The organism is Halomonas sp. LBP4 (assembly GCF_003202205.1).
GTDB lineage: Bacteria > Pseudomonadota > Gammaproteobacteria > Pseudomonadales > Halomonadaceae > Halomonas > Halomonas flagellata.
This window is the reverse complement of the sequence record NZ_PDOG01000005.1, coordinates 100,172-118,779: the sequence shown is the minus strand read 5'-3', so window position 1 is coordinate 118,779 and position 18,608 is coordinate 100,172. Positions and strand designations below refer to the sequence as shown.

General features: G+C 63.1%; 29 protein-coding genes. All 29 read right to left on the bottom strand.

The window, feature by feature from the left end; translation table 11 throughout:
• Positions 1-23: 23 nt before the first annotated feature.
• Positions 24-341, bottom strand: coding sequence for a hypothetical protein (locus tag CR157_RS16960; protein ID WP_110284722.1), 318 nt, complete (start codon positions 339-341; stop codon positions 24-26).
• Between the two features lie 322 nt (positions 342-663).
• Complete coding sequence (locus CR157_RS16955; RefSeq protein ID WP_110284721.1) at positions 664-1,020, bottom strand: hypothetical protein; 357 nt, start codon at positions 1,018-1,020, stop codon at positions 664-666.
• 103 nt (positions 1,021-1,123) lie between these two features.
• Positions 1,124-1,366: a hypothetical protein gene (locus CR157_RS16950; RefSeq protein WP_110284720.1), complete on the bottom strand. Its 243-nt coding sequence runs from the start codon at positions 1,364-1,366 to the stop codon at positions 1,124-1,126.
• Positions 1,367-1,646: 280 nt separating this feature from the next.
• Positions 1,647-1,853, bottom strand: a complete 207-nt coding sequence (locus tag CR157_RS16945) for a hypothetical protein (protein ID WP_110284719.1) — start codon at positions 1,851-1,853, stop codon at positions 1,647-1,649.
• 5 nt (positions 1,854-1,858) lie between these two features.
• Complete coding sequence (locus tag CR157_RS16940; protein ID WP_110284718.1) at positions 1,859-2,386, bottom strand: hypothetical protein; 528 nt, start codon at positions 2,384-2,386, stop codon at positions 1,859-1,861.
• A 64-nt stretch (positions 2,387-2,450) separates the two neighbouring features.
• Positions 2,451-2,939, bottom strand: a complete 489-nt coding sequence (locus CR157_RS16935) for a hypothetical protein (protein ID WP_110284717.1) — start codon at positions 2,937-2,939, stop codon at positions 2,451-2,453.
• Between the two features lie 95 nt (positions 2,940-3,034).
• Entirely contained in the window at positions 3,035-3,565 is a 531-nt protein-coding gene (locus CR157_RS16930) for a hypothetical protein (protein WP_110284716.1), read from the bottom strand.
• A 263-nt stretch (positions 3,566-3,828) separates the two neighbouring features.
• Positions 3,829-4,059 carry a hypothetical protein gene (locus CR157_RS16925; protein WP_110284715.1) on the bottom strand — a complete coding sequence of 77 codons (231 nt, stop codon included), beginning with the start codon at positions 4,057-4,059 and terminating at the stop codon, positions 3,829-3,831.
• A 398-nt stretch (positions 4,060-4,457) separates the two neighbouring features.
• Entirely contained in the window at positions 4,458-6,344 is a 1,887-nt protein-coding gene (locus CR157_RS16920; protein WP_110284714.1) for a phosphoadenosine phosphosulfate reductase domain-containing protein, read from the bottom strand.
• Positions 6,345-6,644: 300 nt separating this feature from the next.
• Positions 6,645-7,103 carry a hypothetical protein gene (locus tag CR157_RS16915; protein WP_110284713.1) on the bottom strand — a complete coding sequence of 153 codons (459 nt, stop codon included), beginning with the start codon at positions 7,101-7,103 and terminating at the stop codon, positions 6,645-6,647.
• A 70-nt stretch (positions 7,104-7,173) separates the two neighbouring features.
• Positions 7,174-7,647 carry a hypothetical protein gene (locus CR157_RS16910; protein ID WP_110284712.1) on the bottom strand — a complete coding sequence of 158 codons (474 nt, stop codon included), beginning with the start codon at positions 7,645-7,647 and terminating at the stop codon, positions 7,174-7,176.
• Positions 7,648-7,719: 72 nt separating this feature from the next.
• Positions 7,720-8,172 carry a hypothetical protein gene (locus CR157_RS16905; protein WP_110284711.1) on the bottom strand — a complete coding sequence of 151 codons (453 nt, stop codon included), beginning with the start codon at positions 8,170-8,172 and terminating at the stop codon, positions 7,720-7,722.
• Positions 8,173-8,322: 150 nt separating this feature from the next.
• Positions 8,323-9,246 (bottom strand): hypothetical protein, encoded by a 924-nt coding sequence (locus CR157_RS16900; RefSeq protein WP_110284710.1) that lies wholly within the window; start codon positions 9,244-9,246, stop codon positions 8,323-8,325.
• Positions 9,247-9,380: 134 nt separating this feature from the next.
• Positions 9,381-9,653, bottom strand: coding sequence for a hypothetical protein (locus CR157_RS16895; protein WP_110284709.1), 273 nt, complete (start codon positions 9,651-9,653; stop codon positions 9,381-9,383).
• Positions 9,654-9,747: 94 nt separating this feature from the next.
• A complete protein-coding gene (locus CR157_RS16890) occupies positions 9,748-10,233 on the bottom strand; it encodes a DUF5983 family protein (RefSeq protein WP_146218711.1) in 486 nt (161 codons plus the stop codon).
• 95 nt (positions 10,234-10,328) lie between these two features.
• Positions 10,329-10,724, bottom strand: a complete 396-nt coding sequence (locus CR157_RS16885) for a hypothetical protein (protein WP_110284707.1) — start codon at positions 10,722-10,724, stop codon at positions 10,329-10,331.
• Positions 10,725-11,037: 313 nt separating this feature from the next.
• Entirely contained in the window at positions 11,038-11,784 is a 747-nt protein-coding gene (locus CR157_RS16880; protein ID WP_110284706.1) for a hypothetical protein, read from the bottom strand.
• Between the two features lie 95 nt (positions 11,785-11,879).
• Positions 11,880-12,332, bottom strand: coding sequence for a hypothetical protein (locus tag CR157_RS16875; RefSeq protein WP_110284705.1), 453 nt, complete (start codon positions 12,330-12,332; stop codon positions 11,880-11,882).
• A complete protein-coding gene (locus CR157_RS22665) occupies positions 12,322-12,477 on the bottom strand; it encodes a hypothetical protein (protein WP_181422094.1) in 156 nt (51 codons plus the stop codon). Before CR157_RS22665 ends, CR157_RS16875 begins: the two co-directional genes overlap by 11 nt.
• A gap of 206 nt (positions 12,478-12,683) precedes the next feature.
• Positions 12,684-13,007 carry a hypothetical protein gene (locus CR157_RS16870; protein WP_110284704.1) on the bottom strand — a complete coding sequence of 108 codons (324 nt, stop codon included), beginning with the start codon at positions 13,005-13,007 and terminating at the stop codon, positions 12,684-12,686.
• Positions 12,997-13,491 carry a hypothetical protein gene (locus CR157_RS16865; protein ID WP_110284703.1) on the bottom strand — a complete coding sequence of 165 codons (495 nt, stop codon included), beginning with the start codon at positions 13,489-13,491 and terminating at the stop codon, positions 12,997-12,999. The genes CR157_RS16870 and CR157_RS16865 overlap by 11 nt, the downstream gene beginning before the upstream one ends.
• Before the next feature lie 299 nt (positions 13,492-13,790).
• A complete protein-coding gene (locus CR157_RS16860) occupies positions 13,791-14,114 on the bottom strand; it encodes a hypothetical protein (RefSeq protein WP_110284702.1) in 324 nt (107 codons plus the stop codon).
• A 58-nt stretch (positions 14,115-14,172) separates the two neighbouring features.
• Complete coding sequence (locus tag CR157_RS16855; RefSeq protein ID WP_110284701.1) at positions 14,173-14,697, bottom strand: hypothetical protein; 525 nt, start codon at positions 14,695-14,697, stop codon at positions 14,173-14,175.
• 96 nt (positions 14,698-14,793) lie between these two features.
• The gene (locus CR157_RS16850) at positions 14,794-15,516 is read right to left on the bottom strand and encodes a hypothetical protein (protein WP_110284700.1); all 723 of its coding nucleotides are present in this window, start codon (positions 15,514-15,516) and stop codon (positions 14,794-14,796) included.
• Positions 15,517-15,595: 79 nt separating this feature from the next.
• Positions 15,596-16,192, bottom strand: a complete 597-nt coding sequence (locus CR157_RS16845) for a hypothetical protein (protein ID WP_110284699.1) — start codon at positions 16,190-16,192, stop codon at positions 15,596-15,598.
• Between the two features lie 102 nt (positions 16,193-16,294).
• The gene (locus CR157_RS16840; RefSeq protein ID WP_110284698.1) at positions 16,295-16,663 is read right to left on the bottom strand and encodes a hypothetical protein; all 369 of its coding nucleotides are present in this window, start codon (positions 16,661-16,663) and stop codon (positions 16,295-16,297) included.
• 222 nt (positions 16,664-16,885) lie between these two features.
• Positions 16,886-17,320 (bottom strand): hypothetical protein, encoded by a 435-nt coding sequence (locus CR157_RS16835; protein ID WP_110284697.1) that lies wholly within the window; start codon positions 17,318-17,320, stop codon positions 16,886-16,888.
• A 445-nt stretch (positions 17,321-17,765) separates the two neighbouring features.
• Positions 17,766-18,092, bottom strand: a complete 327-nt coding sequence (locus tag CR157_RS16825) for a hypothetical protein (RefSeq protein WP_110284695.1) — start codon at positions 18,090-18,092, stop codon at positions 17,766-17,768.
• 10 nt (positions 18,093-18,102) lie between these two features.
• The gene (locus CR157_RS16820; protein ID WP_110284694.1) at positions 18,103-18,576 is read right to left on the bottom strand and encodes a hypothetical protein; all 474 of its coding nucleotides are present in this window, start codon (positions 18,574-18,576) and stop codon (positions 18,103-18,105) included.
• Positions 18,577-18,608 lie beyond the last annotated feature (32 nt).

Here is an 18,608-nt window from a genome sequence, read left to right as displayed (position 1 = left end):
CAGCGGGGTGGGGGAAGGAACGATCAGCCGAACAGGTCGAAGTGCTCGAACAGGTCGACGTCGTCATGGCGCTTCAGCTGGCGAAGGAGCTTGGTGATCTCCTTGTGCTGCCAGTAGGTGCACTCGGCACCCTGGACACAGGCCCAAGCCTGATCATCCTCTTCCTGGCAGTCAGTGCTGAGCCAACGGTAGTTGAGCTCATAGGAAGCTCGCTTACCGTCGTAGCGCTCGAAGGGTTCATCGAGGCGGGTCAGGGAAAGGAAGTTGCTGCCCTTGCCCTGCGCAATAAGCGCCGCCTGGAAGCTCTCTGAATAATCCACGAGGGATTCTGCGTGCGACATGGGTCATCTCCATCGATCAGGGGACGCACCATGCCGTCTGGGCAGGTGCGCCCAGAGGCAGTACAGGAAAATGCTGATTGTTTTGACAGTGGCCAGCGCTTCCACTGATTCGCTCCCGGAGGGAGAGAAACCTTACTTTCCGCTGCAGGCTGAACGACGGCAACCTGTAAGGGAAAGCCCCCTCGGGAAGGGGCTGGTTCTGCAGTCAGTATACCCACGGGGTGGGTGGGGGAAAGGGGCCGTCGCACCCTTCAAGGGCGTGAACGCTCTCGTCGAGTGCGAAGGTCACCGAATCGGCCTGGTGCCGAAGGCACGACCGGGGCTATTCGACATCGGGTAGTGCAGCGCCTTCCAGGGCACCCGCCGCCTGGCGAAGGTGCTCGCCCGTCAGCACGAATCGCTCTCCTGACGGGGTTCTCACCGAGTGGAACCCCGCAAGCGCCCGCTCAAGCCGGCGCCAATAGGCCCGCTCGGTACAGTCCGGGGTCGGCTTGGTGCCCTCCCAGGCAGTGGCGAAGGGCTTCAGTGCCTCGATGAGCGGCTCGACATGCTGGCGATGTTGCAGCCTGGCCTCATCGAGCTCGCGCTCCAGCTGCCCTACTCGGTGCAGGGCCCGTTCCAGTTCTTCCTGGTTGCTGTCACGTTGATGCTCGACCAGCTTCAGCACGTGGTCGGTCATGGTGGATCACCTCTCTGTCATGACAGGGGCAGCCCCGGGGACAAGGCCCCCGGGGGTTGGAAGTCGGCCATCGCACGATGACCGCTCATTACAGCGTGATGGGCTATGCCGCCTCGGACGCCGGCTGGAACGACAACGCCGAGGAGTCGGCGGGATCACTGAGCAACCGCCCCGAGAAGCCCCGGGTGGCGGGATGCAGCATGATCTTGCTGGGCGGTGTGGTCGGCGGAAACCAGATGGCCTCCTCCGCATCCTGGGCATCGAACACCCAGCCGCCATGGTCGACCTGGTACTCCAGGGCTGCATCAAGGGAACCGAACCCGATGAATGAGGGATCGTGGGTCATGGGAATCTCCTGCTGGCAATGCCGCAAACGCCGGCCCGGGGGCACAACGGTGCTTGCGGCTTGTGGTGGGTGAAATCTGCTGCTTGTTTGAGAAGGCCAGCGCTACCTTCATCGAGACCGGCAATGCCAGTCTGATAGGGTCATCCTACGTCCTCACCTCGCGCCTCACCTGGTCGGTGGTGCGCTTGGAGGGCATGACGACGCAGGCTTTCCGCTGCCGGCATCAGCGCCAGCAAGGGAAAGCCCCCTCTTCCTGAGAAGAGGGAGCCGTCAGGCAAGGCTAGACAGCCCGCCAGAACATCAGACGATCCGCCAGGTTGGCGCCATAGTCATAGGCGTCAGACCAGCTCGCGTTCGTCTCGTGGGTGCGGCCGAAGCCGTCACCCCAGCGTGCACGCTCCCAGCACCCCTGCGCATAGGCGTAGGGCAGTGAATCACGGAAGCGGCGACGGGCAGCCTTCAAGGCTTTCTTCAGTACACGGGGCATGGCAATCACTCCTGGTCAGTTGTGTCGTCAGTGGCATCTGCCACAGCGTCGATCTCGGCGATGGTCGCGCAGGCCTCCACAACGGAGGGACCGTCCTCGTGGTTGCGCGGATAGATTTCCACAGCAACCGCTTCACCATCGGTCCTGACGTAGACGCTGGCGGCATCCAGCACTGTGATCCAACAGCTGGGGTGGCCATCCTTCAGGGAGTAGTCGGTATCCTGGTTGAACTCGAGCGGTTGCTCGTCGTCTCCCGGGGCGACCTCGGCAGGGCCTTCCTCGGACATCTCATCATCGACGACCTCGTACAGGCACTGCCATGTCGCGCTGTAGCAACGCGACACCTCTTCACCCTCGTCGCCCGTGGTCACGCGCAGCGAGTTGAAGAGCTGCCCTTCTCGGTAGCCCTCCTGGATCATCTCGGCGAGACACGCCTGGGCGTGCTCCTCGAGGAACTCCTCATGATCCGGGTGGGGCGCCTTGCCAGTGGCATCATCCGCCACCTGGTAGGTAATGGTCAGTCGCTTCTTCATGGCTTCCTCTCTCATCGATGAGGGAGCCTCCCCCCCAGCGGGAGAAGGCTCCCGGCGGGGTGGGTCAAGCAGCGGCGTGGTCCGACGCGAAGTCGGCCGGTGTGATCCAGGTCGAGTGATCGTAGAGATCGACCGACTTGGTCAGGCAATGCTCGCCCTTGCGGGCGTACATGGCCGTGATCGAACCCGTGAGGCGTTCGGACATCAGGAAGAACTCCATGCCCTCACGGATACCCATCTTCGCCGGCGGCAAGGCTGACAGCATCTCCTCGTAGGTGTCGTCGCTGACGGACTGGGCCGGCTTATCGGTGTACAGGCGACGGTGTGCCGCCTTGATCAAGGGCTCCAGCTCATCCCAGGTGACCACCTTTGGCGATTCGAACGCCGTGGTCCTGGGGTGGGCCAGATACTCCTCAACGGTCAGGTTCGGCCCCTTGTCGTTGTAGAGATAGCCGGTGTAGGCGACTCGACGATCAGGGGTTAACGGATTGATGTTGGTCCCATCGAATTCATGGGCATCGATCAGGTACAGCTCGGTTGGCTGAGTTGTCATGAGGTGTCTCCTGGACATGGGGACACCTGCCCTGTCGGGCGCGGTGTCCCGATAGGGCAAAGTAGGGAATGCCCGCAAGGGGCAAGGCAGAGGCGTCAGGCGATACGGCGCAGCTCGGTGGGATAGGCCTCGAGCTCGGCACCGGCATCATTGACGAGCCGGATCACGCTACCGGCATACTCCTCGTCGCTGCACTCCTCCTCCACCAGGTCCGGCGCCGAGGCTACCCGGTAGAGACCGGAGGAAGCATCGTCATCGGGATCACGGTAGTAGAGGTGCTCGCCCACCATGGCTGGGTGCTCTGCATCCACCGTCGGGAGCAGGTACTCGGCATGGTGAACCACGATGGTGATCGGCTCACCTTCCACCTGCGGGAGATGGGGGTGGGCCTCCAGCATCGCCAGAACGTCGTCGTGCTTCTCCGCTCGAGCGGTGAACTCGAAGAAGTAGCCCTCCTCGTTCTGGTAGACGACGGTGTAGAGATGCGACGTCTGTGGCTGCAAGGCAGCACACAGGGCGTCGACCTCTGCCGCATACTCCGGGTTGTCAGGCTGCTGCTCATCATGGACATCACTGAGGATCTCGAGGATGCGCTGGGCCTGATCGGAAGTAAGGGTGGTGGTCATGACATGCTCCTTGGGTAATGCCCAAGCACACGTCGCCCCAGCGGGGGCAACGCCCGCCGGGAAGGGTCAAATCGCTCAATGAGCGATGGGAGTGACGCTCAGCGCCAGTGGAAAGTACAGATCACGGCAGGGCCGATCACTGTGGTAGGGAATTCAGTGGTGGTGCTTCCTGCGCCGGATCAGGACATAGAGCCCTGCGCCAAGGGTGCCGAACATGATCAGCAGAATGGGAGACACGCCGACCAGGAACTCAAGCAGGTCATTCATGACTCATCCTCCGTATCCATGTCGAGCATGGCCTTGATGGTGCTTGCCGCACAGGCCAGCAGGAAGAACAGGACAGATCCCAGGTAAGCGGTAGCCTGCTTGTCGGGACGGATGACCGTACCCAGCAGTGCCGCCACCAAGCATGCTGCCGACATCGTCGCAGCCGATCTATCCACCACATCCAGCATAGCACGCAGCATCAGCTCGCGAGCTCGCTTCATGCCCATGGTGCCCTCCTGGTGAATCACAGGAAGGACACCCCCACCGGGAAGATGTCTTCCCGTGAAGGCTGAGGTTCAGGTCTCGCGTAGGGGCACGCTCGACCATGAGAGGTGATGTAGCACCGGTGGTAACGCAGAGCACGGCGGGGCCGCTCGCTGCGAAAGGTAATATGCTGATTGTTTTGGCAGTGGCCAGCGCTTCCACTGATTCACTCCCAGAGGGAGAGAAACTTTGCTTTCCGCTGCAGGCTGGATGGTCCACCGGCAACCCGCAGGGGAAAGCCCCCCGGTGGGGGGCTGGTCAGGTTGAAGTCTACCCAAGTGACGCCAGCAGGGGCAGGCCCCGTGGCACCCTTCAAGGGCGTTTCAGCCGCAAAAGCCGTCACTCAAGGCCCCGCGGAGGGTCATGCGAACAGATCGTAGACCTGCCCGCCCTGAGGCTCCTCGGCTTGTGCCGGCGCCAGCGCCTCAAGCAGGCGCTTGTGCTCGGCATCGCTGATGGCGTTGGCCATGAGGTACTCCCCCAGGTCGTCACCACCCAGACGTCGCTGCACACGAGACCAATACTGCGCCCGGCGTGCCAGCTCGTCGTAGTCAGCCGCCTTGCCCCGGCCCAGCTTGATCAACCCATGGTTCAGGTAGATCTTGGCTGAGTCCCAGGCTGGGAAGGATTGCGACACGAGGTAGCGCTCTTCGTCAAAGGCCTCGACGAACAGCGTGGCCTCCGCCGCATCGATCTCCATTTCATCGGCTTCTTCGTAGTACACGACCTGCCGGGGCTTCCCCTGGTAGCGGTCCCGAATGGTCCGCATGGGCGGACGTGACGGGTACTGCTCACGGTTGGCCGCGGCAATGAAGGCATCCTGCAAGCCTTCCTCGTAAGCCGGCCCCTCACCTTCAGGGATCGGATACCAGCACATGGCCGGCACCCCCGACTTCTGCACCGCCTCAAGCGGCGGGATGGGATAGCGCTTACCCAGAACACGGATCTCATACCATTCCCGCAGTGCGGGGAAGGCATGGCCGAACCCGTGGCTCAGGCTCCAGGCGAAGTCGATCGCGATCAACTGCTTGGGCGTGATGTGCTGGAACGTGATGCCACGAAGGCTCTGGATCATCTCCAGGCCGCCATCCGTGATGTCACCTCGGAACATCGCCGCATCATGCGCTTCGGCACGCTCCTCCTCGAGCACATCCAGGGTCAGCAGGTAGCGCAGCAACTCGCGGCGCATATCGGCCGAGTAGTTCGTCGGCCCTACGCCAAAGTGCCCCGCCTCCGACACCTTCCTGCCCAGGATCTCCCGACGGGACATGTCCCAGCGGGTCTGGATCAGGAAGTTACGCAGCTGGTTCACCCCATCCAGGTGCCCGTGCTTTTCCGGCGCCGAATCGATCATCGCCTCCATGCTCTTGTCACGATCGCCGGTGGACGTGCAGTTCCAGCAGCCATGCCGGCTACCGCACGACGCACGATTGCCACCGTCGCCGGTGATGATCGCGCAGAGCCCCTCATTGGCGTCCTTGTACAGCTCAAGACACCAGGAGAAGTCCTCCACATAGGTCCGATAGGGGCCGTTGCGGCGCCCCTCACAGGCCATCAGGAGCTCCCAGACGTCGGTGACTTCCCATTCGGCGATCACCGAACAGGTGTAGCCACCTCCCTCTGTTGGCACCAGGTCTGTCGCATTCTCGCCCCGGCCACGCATGTTGTTGCCACGTGTCGCGGATTCCGAGAAGCGCGTTCCCAGCAGGGTCACCAGGTCACCCGGGTTCTGCAGAGTGGCCAGGATCTGCTTCAGCGCCTTCTGCTGCGGGCGCAGCTTCCAGTCGATGGAGCAGGCACGTGACGCGCCGGCGAACACCGGCAGCTTGCCGCGGCCGATGGTGCTGTACGCAAAGGACGAGGTGATCGAAGGGGTCACCTTCACCACCTCGACAGGCAGGCCATGGCGTTGCGTGTAGGCCTCCAGTTCCACCAGCATCGCCTCCGTGTAGGTATCCATGGCGGGATTCTCCACGAGGGTGTTGCTGTGCGAGACATAGCAGGTGGGGACCTGAATGCCCGCGTCGACACGGCGCTTGATGGCCTCGAGCATCAGCACGAGGATCACCGAGCTGTCCTTACCGAAGCTGATCGCCCCGGAAAGGGTGTAGCCAGCGTCAATGATCTCGCCGATGCGCCGGATCGCTACTTCGGCCTTCTCGACGATGCCCGCGAAGTGCGGTGCATAGTCGACGCTCGGCCATTGGGCGATTTCCACGGTGGGAATGGTATGGATTGCGGTATTCATAATGCCTCCAGGCAGATAGCCCAGACGCACGCCGCCCCTGACGGGAAGGACGCCCGCCAGGCTGAGGACTGCTCAAGCGCCAGCTGGCGCCCGCAGTGGGATGGGAAAAATGCTGATTGTTTTGACAGTGGCCAGCGCTTCCACTGATTCGCTCCCAGAGGGAGAGAAACTCGGCTTTCCGTTCCAGGCTGGCGCTAGCCAACCCGGAAGGGAAAGCCCGGCTCCGCGATGCGGAGCCAAGGCTAGAGTAGCACGGTGCAGCCCGGGGTCACCCCCGGGCCGACCATGGCTGCCCCCCCGCTATGCCGCTTCCCGTAGATCATCGGATTCGATGGGGGAGCAGCTGGTGTCGCAGGCAGGACAGCGGTCATCACACTGGCAGCTCCACTCGTCGCTCCATTCGTTGCCGCATTCGGAGCACTCGTAGTGGTTCAGCCAGCGGGACCTCAAGCGGCTTTCGGGATCGATGAAGACATACTCGATCGCCGAATGCTTGAAGTAGTAGACACACTCGCCATGGAGCCGGGAGCGGTGGTAGGAGACGTGGAAGTCACCTGCCATCGTCAGCCCCTGGCGAGGGTGCTTGGCATAACCCAGCATCGATTCCACGTGGTGGAGCTCGGTGGGATCAACGTGGGCCAGGAACGTCCGGCGCGTGATGGAAACCTCCTCATCGATCATGTCGCAGAGGCCGCCATCCACGTGGACATCCTTCGGGTCCCAGTCCACACAGCAGTTGAAGTAGATCATGTCTTTCATGCGTATCTCCCAACAGTCAGGGAGGGCACGCATCCCCTCTCGGGGATCGCGCCCCGAGAGGGTTTAAGGGTTAGCTTGCAGCACGACGGCGCTGCAGCGAGACATTGTCCAAGCGGAACTCGTCGATCCACTCACTCTTGCAGCGGAGGCACGTGACCTCCTGGACGACCTGATGCCCCTGGAACTCCGCCGCCCCGCTCTCGATCTCACTGGCTTGGCAGATCGGGCAAAGGGCGCCGTGAACCTGAAGGTACCGCTGCCGTTCTTTCTCGGTCAGCACCTGCGGAACCGTCAGCTGGGTCAGCTCTTCCAGCGCCAGCTCTGCCGCAATGCGGCTAGCTGCCTCACTGCAGACGGCATCGCTGTGGTGCTCTGCGCGACGGAAGCCATCGGCGTCCGGCTCGATGGGGCGGCGGTAGACCGCCCACTCCGTCGGCGTGGTGACGTCAGGATCGACGACGGTCACGTCATTGCCGGGACCCTCCAGCACGATGGCTTCCACCTCGAAATGGTGGGAGACACCGGTATAAGTGCGATAGGCCATGCTTCATCTCCTTCAGCGGGTAGACAAGCAGGGCTCAGCTCCCCAGCGGGAGAGAGCCCCGATGGGAAGTGGTCAGTCAGCAATCGTCATGTGCAGGGCAAGGGCACGGCGATGAAGCTCACTGCCGGCACTCGCCTTGTCATAGACGTGTCTCAGGGCCTCGGTGTCATCACGGAACACCGCAGGCTCCTGGTCATCTTCACGCTCGATGTCCCAGAAGGACGCTGTCAGCTCGCTGCCTTCGGCGCGGAAGAGGTTCCACCCTTCCTTGCTGGCAACAGCGGCATCGTCGTCCGACCAGGGGCTCTTGTAACGAGCCGCGACCAGCTGGCGCGTCAGGTCAGCCGTGGCAACGCCCTGGCTCAACCGATCCAGCTCGGCCACCTCCTCCGGGTCGAACCCATCTTCCTTGGGGTCGCCGTTCTCGAGGTAGTGCGACAGGTCGTCATGGCCCCGGTCCAGCAGGCGCTCAAGGTCCGCCCACTGGCTACAGGTCAGGGTCACGGTGATGAAATCAAGCTTCATGGTGCTACTCCTCAGGGATGAGGCGGGCACCACCCCCTGACGGGAAGTGGCCCCGCCGGGGGAAGAGGCCGGATGGCCTCCAGAATGTGTTGATGGGGGCCGATGGCCCCCATGGGGTAGTGCCCTTGGCAGGCCACTACCAGGACAGGGTCAGACCCATGCCGGGAAGTCCACGTCAACGAGCTCCGATGCATACTGGAGGCTCGCATCCGCGGCCTGGAACAGGTGGTGTAGCCCATGAGCGATCTCCTGGGCCCCCTGCTCCGTTACCGTGTGGTGGAGGGTCGCCGCCACGATGACACGCTGTGACGACTCATCCACCTCGGTGATCTCCGTTCCCTCGATCAGGTCGTGGCTGACCGTGTAGTCCGCCTCGTTGATCAGGGTCTCGAAGTCTTCCGCAACCGGCTCGGGGGCGGTGATCCGGAAGGTCAGGTGCAGCACGCTGGACTGGGTCTCGGACGCATCGTCGTCGACCTCCTGCCAGGTGTGCGTGCCCTCGTCCCAGGTCACCTCATCATCATGGAACTCCCCGCCATCGGTGTTGCTGTAGAGCTCGCGAGCGATCTCGTGGAGATCCTCATCGTCGGCATCTGCAGGCACGTCCACTGTGACGGTGTACTCCATGGCCGTCAGGGCACGCAGCGTGATTTCGACCTTGCGGGTCGCAATCGGCTTGGTGTCCTGTCCGAACATCGTCCGGTTGATCGCCTCCTGCTGCTCCGGGGTGAACCCTTCGAAGTGGAAGCTGCGAACCAGTGTGGCGCCGGTGCCGAAGTCCTCCACCTCTGACTCGGTGGACCACCACTCCGGGTCTTCCGTGGAAGACGGTTGAGTGGCGCCCTCCCGCTTGAGGCGGTCGACGGCCCATTGCACCGCGGCGTCATCGACGCTCTGATGCTCGTCTTCATCGAAGTCGAGGTCAGGGTCGAAGATGAAGGCGGGTGCCTCCGGCTTGTCATCGGTCATCCAGTTGCCGCTGTCCCACCAGCCGCGGCTCTCCGCGTCGCCCATATCGATGGACTCAGGGGTGAAGCGCTGGAAGGTCACGTAGAAACCGATTGGCTTGGTCATGATGTTGCTCCTTCGGGTAGAGAGGAGCACACCACCCCCGAGGGCGTGGTGTGCCCCCAGGGGGTAAGTCCCGATTGCCGGGACTGTTGGTCATCGCCCGTCGCTCGAGGCCATCGAACGACGGCTTTCTGACATCACATGATGTACTGACTGATCGCGGCCTCGACGCTACCCGTCACCGGTTCGCTGAAACCTCGATCCTCGAAGATGGCCGGGCCATCTTTGGTGTCCTTCACCACGTATTCACACGCCTCCACTTCCTCTCGACTCAGCGAGTGACGCCGGCAAACGGCGTCCATCAAGTCGTCGTAGGTGTCGTAGAGCTCGCAGCCGCTCAGCTTTGCCTCATCGATGCTGAGCTCAACGACGAAGAAGTGGCCGTGTTCATTCATCACATAGCGAACCATGGATATGCCTCCTGGAAGCCGCCCGGCCGCCTCGAAGGGCGACTGGGCGGCAGTAGCAGATCAGTGGACCAAGGGGGGGAAGGTACTGTCCCGGCTACCAGTCAAAGACCTCGAGGCCATCGACAGTGTCACCGTCACAGTCCAGCAGCACCCAGTGGAAACCACTCTCGCGAGCGGCGTTCAGGATCGCGTGGAGCCTGGGAAGATCCCCGTCGTTGCTGCTGACAGAGATCATCCAGCCATGCTCGCGGGTCATCCCGTTGATGGTGCCGTTGCGGATCAACCGAGGTATCGCCTCGCTGTCCTCTTCGGTCACATGCCCGGTGGAGATCACCGCCATGCGCTGCTCCTCAGGGAAGGCAAGCTTTGGCGGTCGGCCGTAGAAGGCGCCCACAGTGGCAACATGGTCACAGCTGACGCATTCACAACGAGCGTCCTCGTCATACTCGAAGTCGGCATGGTCCTCACAGCCATCATCGGCGATGGTGGCCGTGGTGAGCGCAATGATCTTGAAGCGCTCGGTGTAACCACACTCCGGGCAGGCCATTCCTTCCAGGCAGTTGGTGTTTACAGCAGACATGGTCTTTCTCCTTGCGAGAGAGGCCATCACCCCAGGGGGCGAGAGGGCCCCGTTAGGGTTGCAAAGCCGCCCGTGGGCGGCTGGGGGGGGTAACGCTAGTCAGTCGTGCGACACGGCCAGTCGGCGTTGCCATGGGCATCGATACAGGCCTCGATGTCCGTTGAACACCAATTGCCGTGCCCGCCATGCGGTGCTGGGTGATACCAGCGCCACTGGCGGTCACGGCCCATCTTGCCGTTCGACTCGATGCCGTAGCCGAAGGGAGGAACCTCCTCCCCGGGGATACGCGAGCCATCGAAATCGCAGACCAGGCCACTGTGACGACAAGCGCGGCAGGAAATGCTGCTCGCCGGGTACCAGTCGTTCTCACCACCGGTCAGATCATCGACCTGATCACCGCTGACCGAGGCGAAGGCCTCGACAGTGATCTCGAAGTGATCCGTGGCGTCACAGTTCGGGCACTGCAGCCCGAAGGCGGATTCATGAGACATGAGAAGGCTCCATGAGGGTTCACGGGGCCATGCACCCCTAATGGGCGCGATGGCCCACAAGGGGAAGATGCCGAAGCATCGAGGAAAGCTCGGTTCACACGCAGGCGAACGTTGCCGGAAGGGAAAATGCTGATTGTTTTTGCAGTGGCCAGCGCTTCCACTGATCGCTCTCCAGAGGAGAGAGAAACTTGGCTTTCCGCATCGTGCTGTCGCCTTGGGCACCAACCCGCTGGGGAAAGCCCACCCCGAGGGGTGAGCTTGAACGTGCATCGAACAGCCCCAGCATACCGCTGCCGGGAATGTGCGGCCAGCCTCAACCAACGTCCTGGTAGGCATCAGCCTTGAGGAACCACGTCCAGGCGTCGTAATGCGCCTGGCGAGGGGTGCGCTCGGGTTGGCCAGTTGTCTCGCCACAGGGTGAGACCCAGCGGTACCGAACGCCGTCACCACCTGGGGCGAGGACCTCTTCGACCCGAACACCCTCAGGTGGCGCGAGGCCGGCATCCGTGGTCGATGCCGCCACGGCCTCCCCATCACAGTCCTCGATGGGACACTGCTGGCGCCAGCGCTCGCCGGTCAGCAGCTGTGTCCAGGCGTGGTCACAGCGACCGCAGGCATAGCGGAAGAGCGTCTGCATCCCGACCAGCTGGATCACCGCGTGATCCAGCCCCGCATGAAGACGCGCCAGGTCGTCGGGCACGACGGACAAGCCACCGGCTACCACCACACACGGCATGGACTGGTCAGCGCACAATCCTTCAAGGATCGGCAACTGCTGGCTATCCACTACCGCCAGGCTTTCCTCGCCATGCTCACCGTGGCCATAGCTCACCAGATGGTAGTCGCCCTGCCCTGCACGTGACGGCTCCTCCGGGGAGACGTTCAGTCGCTCGCAGAGCTCGTCGATCTCCTCGGGGTGAAGCGCCGAGGCGCTGTGATCCGTGGCGATCTCCATGATGGCCTCCGGGACCTGGTTCCGGGGTGTGGCCTGGAACAGGCGAAGAGCGGCCAGCACGGTATCAAGCTCTACCTGCGAGAGCGTCACTTGGGAAAAGGACATGGTCATGTCTCCTTGGTCATGGGCGGTGGCCCCCGCCCAGGGGCGGGGGCCACCGAAGCCGGCACAGCCGGCAGGTAACCCGAGCGGTTCGGGGGTTAAGCGGCATCATCCAGGGTGTCGTCGCAGTCCTTGATCTCACGGCCAGTGCCGCGGACGATCGCTGCCACGGCGTCCAGGTGATCGGGGTTCCACTCTTGGCCACTCAGCACGGCCTGGATGGCATCGAGTGCCTTGGCTTCCGGGCTGCGTGGCTCAAGGCCGAGGTAACGGCAGCCCTCCTCGAGGAATTCCTCCTCGCTGGGAAGCTGGCCATGCTCGTCCATGTAGAGGGCATACCAACCGCCCATCGGCTCCGCCACGTCGTAGGCGAAGCAGCCTTCATAGGCTTCCCCGTGCTGCTCGTAGAGGGCATCCAGGGCTGGGGCGAGGGTGGTCAGCTGTTCAACCACATCGATTCGGGAGAAACCAAGCTCGGCGGCAGCGTCAGCCTGTTCGCTGCCGAGGAAGCCGGCCGCCAGAAACGCGAGGGTGGTGGGGTCATTGATCATGGTCGTGCTCCTTGGTGATCGCCAAGCGCACGCCATCCCTGACGGGAAGGTCGCCCGCCAGGCTGGGGAACTGCTCAAGCGCCAGCTGGCGCCCGCTGTGGGTTGGGAAAATGCTGATTGTTTTGGCAGTGGCCAGCGCTTCCACTGATCGCTCTCCAGGGGAGAGAGAAACTCGGCTTTCCGCTCAGGGCCGGTACCGACCGACCCGGAAGGGAAAGCCCCCTCGCGAGGGCTTGAAGGGACAATAGCACCCCCGGGCGGGGGTGCCACTGGCTAGTCGTGACCCCGAAGGGCGTGAAGCCGATCGAGATCACTATCACGGCACGCCACAGGTCCGCTTCGGCCGCCTCATTACGAGGCGACACCTCGGCGAAACCCGTGGGTAGCGTCGGTCTCTCCTGCACCGGACCCGGCACGCGCCACGATCACGTGAACCTCGCCGGTCGACGAGGATGCTTCGTAACGATCCGGGGTGACCCGGCGCCAGCAAGGCTCAAACCCCATGTCACCCGTCAGCTGGGCAAAGGCGTGGGCAATGCTGGCGGCCGATCGCTTGGCCCTGGTGAGGCTCGACGCCGGCTGCCATCCCGTCTCGGCACCCACCGCGGCGGGCAGGTGGTCCAGCGCCTTAGTTGACGCGCTGGCGATGACGTTGAAATGCCACTTAACGGTCATCACGCACCTCCTCGAACAGCGCCAGGCTGCGACCCCCGGATGCCTGGACACCCGTCCGGCAGCTCTTGGGCAATCCGGGCTCGAGCCGGATGGACTTCAGCGCTCCCAGACTATCCCGGAACGCCACGCACCTCGGGTCATGTGAGCCATCTCCCGCGTGGGATGCCGGAAGGGTCGCGTACTGCTCTCCTGCCACGAACATCTCCTGTCCGGCCGGCGCAAAGATGCAGCGCAGGCCCGATGGGCGTTGCCGGAAAGGCACGGGGTGGGACGGCTCTCCCTCCACGCTTGAGCCTTTGTTGTAGAGCTCAATGAAGGGGTCGTTGATCAAGGCCTGAAGCGCCAGCTGCTGCGCCTCGGGGGTGTCGTCGACAAGCATGTCCACGAGGCAGTAGCACTGCCGGTCAGTGACACTTTTCCAGACAGGCCGGCTGAAGGCATCGATGCCCATCCATTCCAGGTCGGACAGATACGTTGCAGTCATGGTCGTACTCCTTGGTAGGGGCCAGGCGCACGCCATCCCTGACGGGAAGGTCGCCCGCCAGGCTGGGGAACTGCTCAAGCGCCAGCTGGCGCCCGCAGTGGGTTGGATAAAATGCTGATTGTTTATGCAGTGGCCAGCGCTTCCACTGATCGCTCTCCAGGGGAGAGAGAAACTCGGCTTTCCGTTCAGGGCCGGCGGCGGACGCCCCCGAAGGGAAAGCCCCCTCGCGAGGGCTTGGTGAAAACTACGGCACTTTGGTATTACCGTAGTACCGTAGCTTTACCGATAGGTCGCAGGCGTCACTCTGCCCGCGCCAGCCGGTCACGCTCGAGTCGCGCCGGTGACAGCCGTGCCTTCAGGGCGTCCAATTGCCCAGGCTTGCGGGTATCGAAATCAATGCCAGCGGCGTCGAGCTCGATGCCCGGCATCTTGCCGAAGGCGTTGGGCGCCCAGCAGCACATCCGCTTGATGGCCGCCGCCTCTTCGTCGGACAGCACCATCCAGAGCACGAGGTCATCGGTCTCATCGGTGCCGCCATCGAACCCCGGGAGGGTCACCTCGTAGAGCCCGTAGGAGTGATCCTCTACGGCAGGTTGCGGCGGTACGTTCGTCATGTAAGGCATGGGACTCTCCATGATAGGCAGGAGCCCCCCGCCGGCCGGCGGAGGAGCCCCTGTTGGGTCAAGTGAGCCTGGCGTCTGCCGCGTGCATTTCGTCCTGCATCTCGCGGTAGGTCAGCTTGCCGGCGTTCACCTTGGCAATGAGATGGGCCATGAGGGTTCCCAGGGACCATTCTCGCGTCTGGCTCAGCGTATTCATGGCCCCTACTGCCGGCTCCCGATACCCGTCTTGGACGAGGCGCTCGAGGACATCTTCCGGCGTGTTGTAGGTGGCATGGCCACTGAAGCCATTGGCATCGAAGAACTGCGCTCGGAACCGACCCGGCTCCGAGGCGTCCTGCAGGATGGCGGCGTAACGAGACAGCGTCTTGTCGACGACCTCCATGCCGACCAGGTTGCCCTGGGCGGCCTCGAGGATGCGGTGCCAGGCGGCATTGCATGCCTGGGCAAACTCGAGCCCATCGGAGAGCAGCAGAATCAGGCCTTGATCCCCGTCCCGCTGTGCTTCGTCGAGCTGCTCACGCAGCCAGGCGTAGTGGGGATGATCAGCCTGCTGAGGCTTGGTGTTGCGTGATGACATCGTCATGGTGGGTCTCCATTGCGGTGCACGGGAGACCTCCCCCCGACAGGGAGAGCGTCCCCCTGTCGGGTTGAATGATGATGCAAGGTCCAGCTCCTGGGGCTACGCCGCCGCGGAGGCGCGGTTGGCCTGCTCCAGTTCACGCCACACGTCCTTCCAGCCCAAACCTTCCTGGACCGGTAGTGACATGGCCACCTGCAGAAGCTCGTCCACCAGCAGCTGGCGCACGGTGGGCTTCTGCAGGTCCATTCCCTGCCAGTTGTGCAAGGCGCCTCGAGCGGCGGAGGCCTCCAGCTCCCGAGCGAGCTCGGTTTCCGAAAGGCCAAGCTTCTCCAGGGCATCGACCACCGCACCGCCATGCTTCATGGCGACACGGTAGGCCAGCACTTCACTGCTCACCGCCTCCCGAGTTACCTGGGGGCGGTGATCGGTGACAAGGGCATCACCGATGACCACTGTCCCGTCGGCGGGTTCGCGGTATTCGGCGAGGCTGTCCTCGTCCAGATCGAGATCGGCCACCAGGACGCGCAGCGGCTTATCCGCCGACATGTTCTGGATGACCCCACCTTCCATCAGCAAGGTCAGTGTCGCCTCGACCGGCGAATCATCGACCGGCGTCAACGGACACAGGGGAGAGACCAGGTTGATGGAGGTGTCCGAGATGCAGCATTGCGGCTGAATCCCATCCATCAGCTCCATCAGCTGATCATCGGTGTCACGAACGCACAGGGCGTTGTACTGTTCGTCGGAGATCTCGAGGACACGCTCATAGGTGCGGGTCTCGGTCACGGTCACGACAACACGGTGAGGCGTTTGATGGTTCATGCGATTCTCCTTGGGTAGCGAGGGCCGCATGACCCCGAGGGGCCAAGACAGCCCCCGTGGGGAACAAACGTTGTGAGGGTTACGCCGCGATGGCGTCGTCACCCGGAAGAGCGGTCACCGCGGCATCCCAGAGCTCCAGGATGTGCACTAGGTGCTGCTTACTTGCCACCAGTGACACGGCCTCTCGACGCATCGCCTTGCGAAGAGTCTCGAAACCGCTGCAGTCACCGTCGAACTGCTTGAGGTCCAACATCTCCTCCGGCAGCTCATCGATCAGCGCCATCAGCCCCGTCAACCGCTTCAGGCCATCGGGAGCGGACAGTGCAATTCGCCAATCGGGGTAGGTTACCCCGGCGAAATCAAGGAGACGCCCGCTGCACCAGCTCTGTACCTGATGCCATGTCGAGGACGGATCAGGACCACCCCAGGACACAAGGTCATTCGGCACTGGCATCTCCACACCTTCGAGAAGCTGCACGGCACGCGAGCTGAAGACCAGCTTGCTGACGGCCATACGAGCCCCAAGGTAGTTGTCGAGACGCGTCTCATCGCTGCTCTCCATGAAACAGGCGACGCTTTGCCGAGCCCCATTCAGTGCCTCGGCAAGGTCAGGCGTCACCGCATACCCACCAGTGCCCATTACCCGCTGTGCGAGAGAGTTCTGGCTGGATTTCATCATCGTGCTCCTTTCGTGAAGACAGGAGCCGGCCCCGGTATCGGGGACGCGGCTCCGATAGAGGTGTGACAGAAAGAGCTGCTCAGAGTCGGCGAGCAGCCGTTACGCCGCCTCGCATGCCGCACCCAGGCGAGTAGCCAGGGTGCGAGCCAGCTTGGCCTCGCGGGTCAGGGCGTCGGCATGGGCATGTAGCCATGCAGCGTGTACCTGGCGCTCCTCTACCGACTGATAGAGCTTGGCGCTGGCTTCCCTGGCCAATGCGACGCGGTGCCGTGCATTGAGGGCGTAGGTCAGATCATCGATCCACTCGGTGAGCCGATGGCTGCTGAGCCCCGAGGGCGGGGTTCGCAGGATCTCGTAGCACCACAGCTCGTCGTTCTCGGCGAAGGTGATGCGCAGGACGTGCGGTGCAGGCTGCGCTGGGCAAAGCACCAGCTGCTGCATCGAGTGAGGGGTCGTGCGGGAATACATACGCGTCTCCATTGAGACGAGGCACGCCCCTGTCCGGGGCAGTACCCCGGTGAGGGTGGGAAAAATGCTGATTGTTTATGCAGTGGCCAGCGCTTCCACTGATCGCTCTCCAGAGGAGAGTGAATCTCGGCTTTCCTCGGCACCCCTGTTCCGCATGCGGAACAGCCAGAGGCAGCGGGGAAAACCGGGAGGGGGCAATGCCCCCTCCTGGCTACTTTCGCATCACGACTGGATAAGATCCAGCAGACCGTGGAGACGCTCGCGAAGGTCCTCGTGGTCATAGCCACAGGCACCGGCGCAGACGGCGAAGGAGAAAGGTCCGACTTCGTCTGACGCCACCCACTGCCTGATCTCAGCCTTGGTGGCTTCGGTCACGCGGGGGTCACCCAACTGATGCAGGGTGTGGTGCAGCAGCCCTTCACGGAGCTCTCGAATGTCCTGCTCCGACCAGAACGGCTTCTCCTCGACGAGTGGCGCAGCCTGACGAGCCTCGGGCTCTTTCGGCGTTGCCGGCTCTTCGGGTACCGCCACTGGTGTGGGGAACGGGACGACCCGGGCCGATGGCGGTGATGACCGCTCATCGGGTGCCGGGGCACTCAGGTCCAGGGAAAGCTGGACCTCCTCGCGTAGCACGCGAATACGACGCTTGGCAGCCATGGCAGCCTCCTTTCATGAAGAAGGGCCACAGCTCCCCCAGGGGCGCGTGGCCCCGTGGGGGTTATCCAGCAGCCCGGCGGGCTACCAGTAGAACGGGTCAGGCTCAGGCTCGACCCGTGGTGCAGGTCGAGGGGGCGGCATGACCTCCTCCTCGAACTCAAGATGTGGTGCCGTCACCGGATGGAAGCTCCGGTTCCAGACCACACGATCATTATCGACATCCAGGTAGGCGTGACGCCCCGAGCTAGGGTGCCAGCAGTAGAGCCAACGCCGACCTTTCACTGTGAAAGGCTGTTCGGCACCGCCACAGGCGGGTACCAGCTTGCCCAACATCGGATCAGTCGCCATGCCCGGCCTCCTCTCCGTTACCTGCGCGGAGGCCACTCCCTGACGGGGAAGGCCCCCGACAGGGTGGGTGGAGCACACGTGTCGTGTGCTGGAACGTTCAGGCCTGACGGCGGGACCGTAGGCTCTGGCGTTGCTGGCGCCGCGCCATCAGGCGGGCGGTGACTCGGTACTTGGCTTCCAACTGTTCATCAATGTGGAGATTCAGCCCGAGGACGAGCTCATGCCGGAGCACCAGCTCGGCATCGCTCATGTAGTTCAGCAGGGTATATCCGCTCGGCACAGCACCGGGGTGCTCGTTCTCCAGGGCCTGCTGCATGCGGGCCTCTGCATCTGCGCAGAGCCGGTCGAGACGTGCTCGGGCCGAGTCCACCCCCATGCGCTTCACCCTCTCCAGGGCAAGGTGCTCATTGGTTAGCAGCGACATCAAGGCCTCCTTAGATATCGGCTGTGTAGTACATCTTGAGTGCGCGTTCGATCACCTCGACGTCATCCATCTCGTCGTCATTGACATGGACGATCCAGATCACATCAGCCTCAAGGTTCGCAAACAGGCACTGCTCTTCCGCATGGTCGCAATCCTCCGCTTGGCAGCGGAACATCGTGGGCGGGTCGAGCACGGACTGCTCGGGGTCACGGTAGAGCACCGCGTAGGACTGGAGCGGCTGCGGGGACTCAGCCCACAGATTCACCAGACCCGACCCGAGGACGGAAGCATCGAAGCCCAGGGCCTCTTCCAGCTCGGGCATCTGCTCTTCACCGATCGCGCTCATGTCGAGGATTATCTCCCGGGTGTCACTGGAGGTATAAACCTCGAAGTGCACTTGGAGGGCCTCGAGGCGATCGGCAGGGATGCCTAGCGCCACGGCCTCGCACAGCTGCGGGCGGGGGACATAGTCTTGCTTGGTCATGGGACTCTCCTTCGTATGTGTGCGGAGGGTCC

Bases quoted from the DNA above. Each gene is read 5' to 3' on its own strand.
- CR157_RS16960 (WP_110284722.1), bottom strand. From the start codon at position 341: ATGTCGCACGCAGAATCCCTCGTGGATTATTCAGAGAGCTTCCAGGCG.
- CR157_RS16955 (WP_110284721.1), bottom strand. From the start codon at position 1,020: ATGACCGACCACGTGCTGAAGCTGGTCGAGCATCAACGTGACAGCAAC.
- CR157_RS16950 (WP_110284720.1), bottom strand. From the start codon at position 1,366: ATGACCCACGATCCCTCATTCATCGGGTTCGGTTCCCTTGATGCAGCC.
- CR157_RS16945 (WP_110284719.1), bottom strand. From the start codon at position 1,853: ATGCCCCGTGTACTGAAGAAAGCCTTGAAGGCTGCCCGTCGCCGCTTC.
- CR157_RS16940 (WP_110284718.1), bottom strand. From the start codon at position 2,386: ATGAAGAAGCGACTGACCATTACCTACCAGGTGGCGGATGATGCCACT.
- CR157_RS16935 (WP_110284717.1), bottom strand. From the start codon at position 2,939: ATGACAACTCAGCCAACCGAGCTGTACCTGATCGATGCCCATGAATTC.
- CR157_RS16930 (WP_110284716.1), bottom strand. From the start codon at position 3,565: ATGACCACCACCCTTACTTCCGATCAGGCCCAGCGCATCCTCGAGATC.
- CR157_RS16925 (WP_110284715.1), bottom strand. From the start codon at position 4,059: ATGGGCATGAAGCGAGCTCGCGAGCTGATGCTGCGTGCTATGCTGGAT.
- CR157_RS16920 (WP_110284714.1), bottom strand. From the start codon at position 6,344: ATGAATACCGCAATCCATACCATTCCCACCGTGGAAATCGCCCAATGG.
- CR157_RS16915 (WP_110284713.1), bottom strand. From the start codon at position 7,103: ATGAAAGACATGATCTACTTCAACTGCTGTGTGGACTGGGACCCGAAG.
- CR157_RS16910 (WP_110284712.1), bottom strand. From the start codon at position 7,647: ATGGCCTATCGCACTTATACCGGTGTCTCCCACCATTTCGAGGTGGAA.
- CR157_RS16905 (WP_110284711.1), bottom strand. From the start codon at position 8,172: ATGAAGCTTGATTTCATCACCGTGACCCTGACCTGTAGCCAGTGGGCG.
- CR157_RS16900 (WP_110284710.1), bottom strand. From the start codon at position 9,246: ATGACCAAGCCAATCGGTTTCTACGTGACCTTCCAGCGCTTCACCCCT.
- CR157_RS16895 (WP_110284709.1), bottom strand. From the start codon at position 9,653: ATGGTTCGCTATGTGATGAATGAACACGGCCACTTCTTCGTCGTTGAG.
- CR157_RS16890 (WP_146218711.1), bottom strand. From the start codon at position 10,233: ATGTCTGCTGTAAACACCAACTGCCTGGAAGGAATGGCCTGCCCGGAG.
- CR157_RS16885 (WP_110284707.1), bottom strand. From the start codon at position 10,724: ATGTCTCATGAATCCGCCTTCGGGCTGCAGTGCCCGAACTGTGACGCC.
- CR157_RS16880 (WP_110284706.1), bottom strand. From the start codon at position 11,784: ATGTCCTTTTCCCAAGTGACGCTCTCGCAGGTAGAGCTTGATACCGTG.
- CR157_RS16875 (WP_110284705.1), bottom strand. From the start codon at position 12,332: ATGATCAATGACCCCACCACCCTCGCGTTTCTGGCGGCCGGCTTCCTC.
- CR157_RS16870 (WP_110284704.1), bottom strand. From the start codon at position 13,007: ATGACCGTTAAGTGGCATTTCAACGTCATCGCCAGCGCGTCAACTAAG.
- CR157_RS16865 (WP_110284703.1), bottom strand. From the start codon at position 13,491: ATGACTGCAACGTATCTGTCCGACCTGGAATGGATGGGCATCGATGCC.
- CR157_RS16860 (WP_110284702.1), bottom strand. From the start codon at position 14,114: ATGCCTTACATGACGAACGTACCGCCGCAACCTGCCGTAGAGGATCAC.
- CR157_RS16855 (WP_110284701.1), bottom strand. From the start codon at position 14,697: ATGACGATGTCATCACGCAACACCAAGCCTCAGCAGGCTGATCATCCC.
- CR157_RS16850 (WP_110284700.1), bottom strand. From the start codon at position 15,516: ATGAACCATCAAACGCCTCACCGTGTTGTCGTGACCGTGACCGAGACC.
- CR157_RS16845 (WP_110284699.1), bottom strand. From the start codon at position 16,192: ATGAAATCCAGCCAGAACTCTCTCGCACAGCGGGTAATGGGCACTGGT.
- CR157_RS16840 (WP_110284698.1), bottom strand. From the start codon at position 16,663: ATGTATTCCCGCACGACCCCTCACTCGATGCAGCAGCTGGTGCTTTGC.
- CR157_RS16835 (WP_110284697.1), bottom strand. From the start codon at position 17,320: ATGGCTGCCAAGCGTCGTATTCGCGTGCTACGCGAGGAGGTCCAGCTT.
- CR157_RS16825 (WP_110284695.1), bottom strand. From the start codon at position 18,092: ATGTCGCTGCTAACCAATGAGCACCTTGCCCTGGAGAGGGTGAAGCGC.
- CR157_RS16820 (WP_110284694.1), bottom strand. From the start codon at position 18,576: ATGACCAAGCAAGACTATGTCCCCCGCCCGCAGCTGTGCGAGGCCGTG.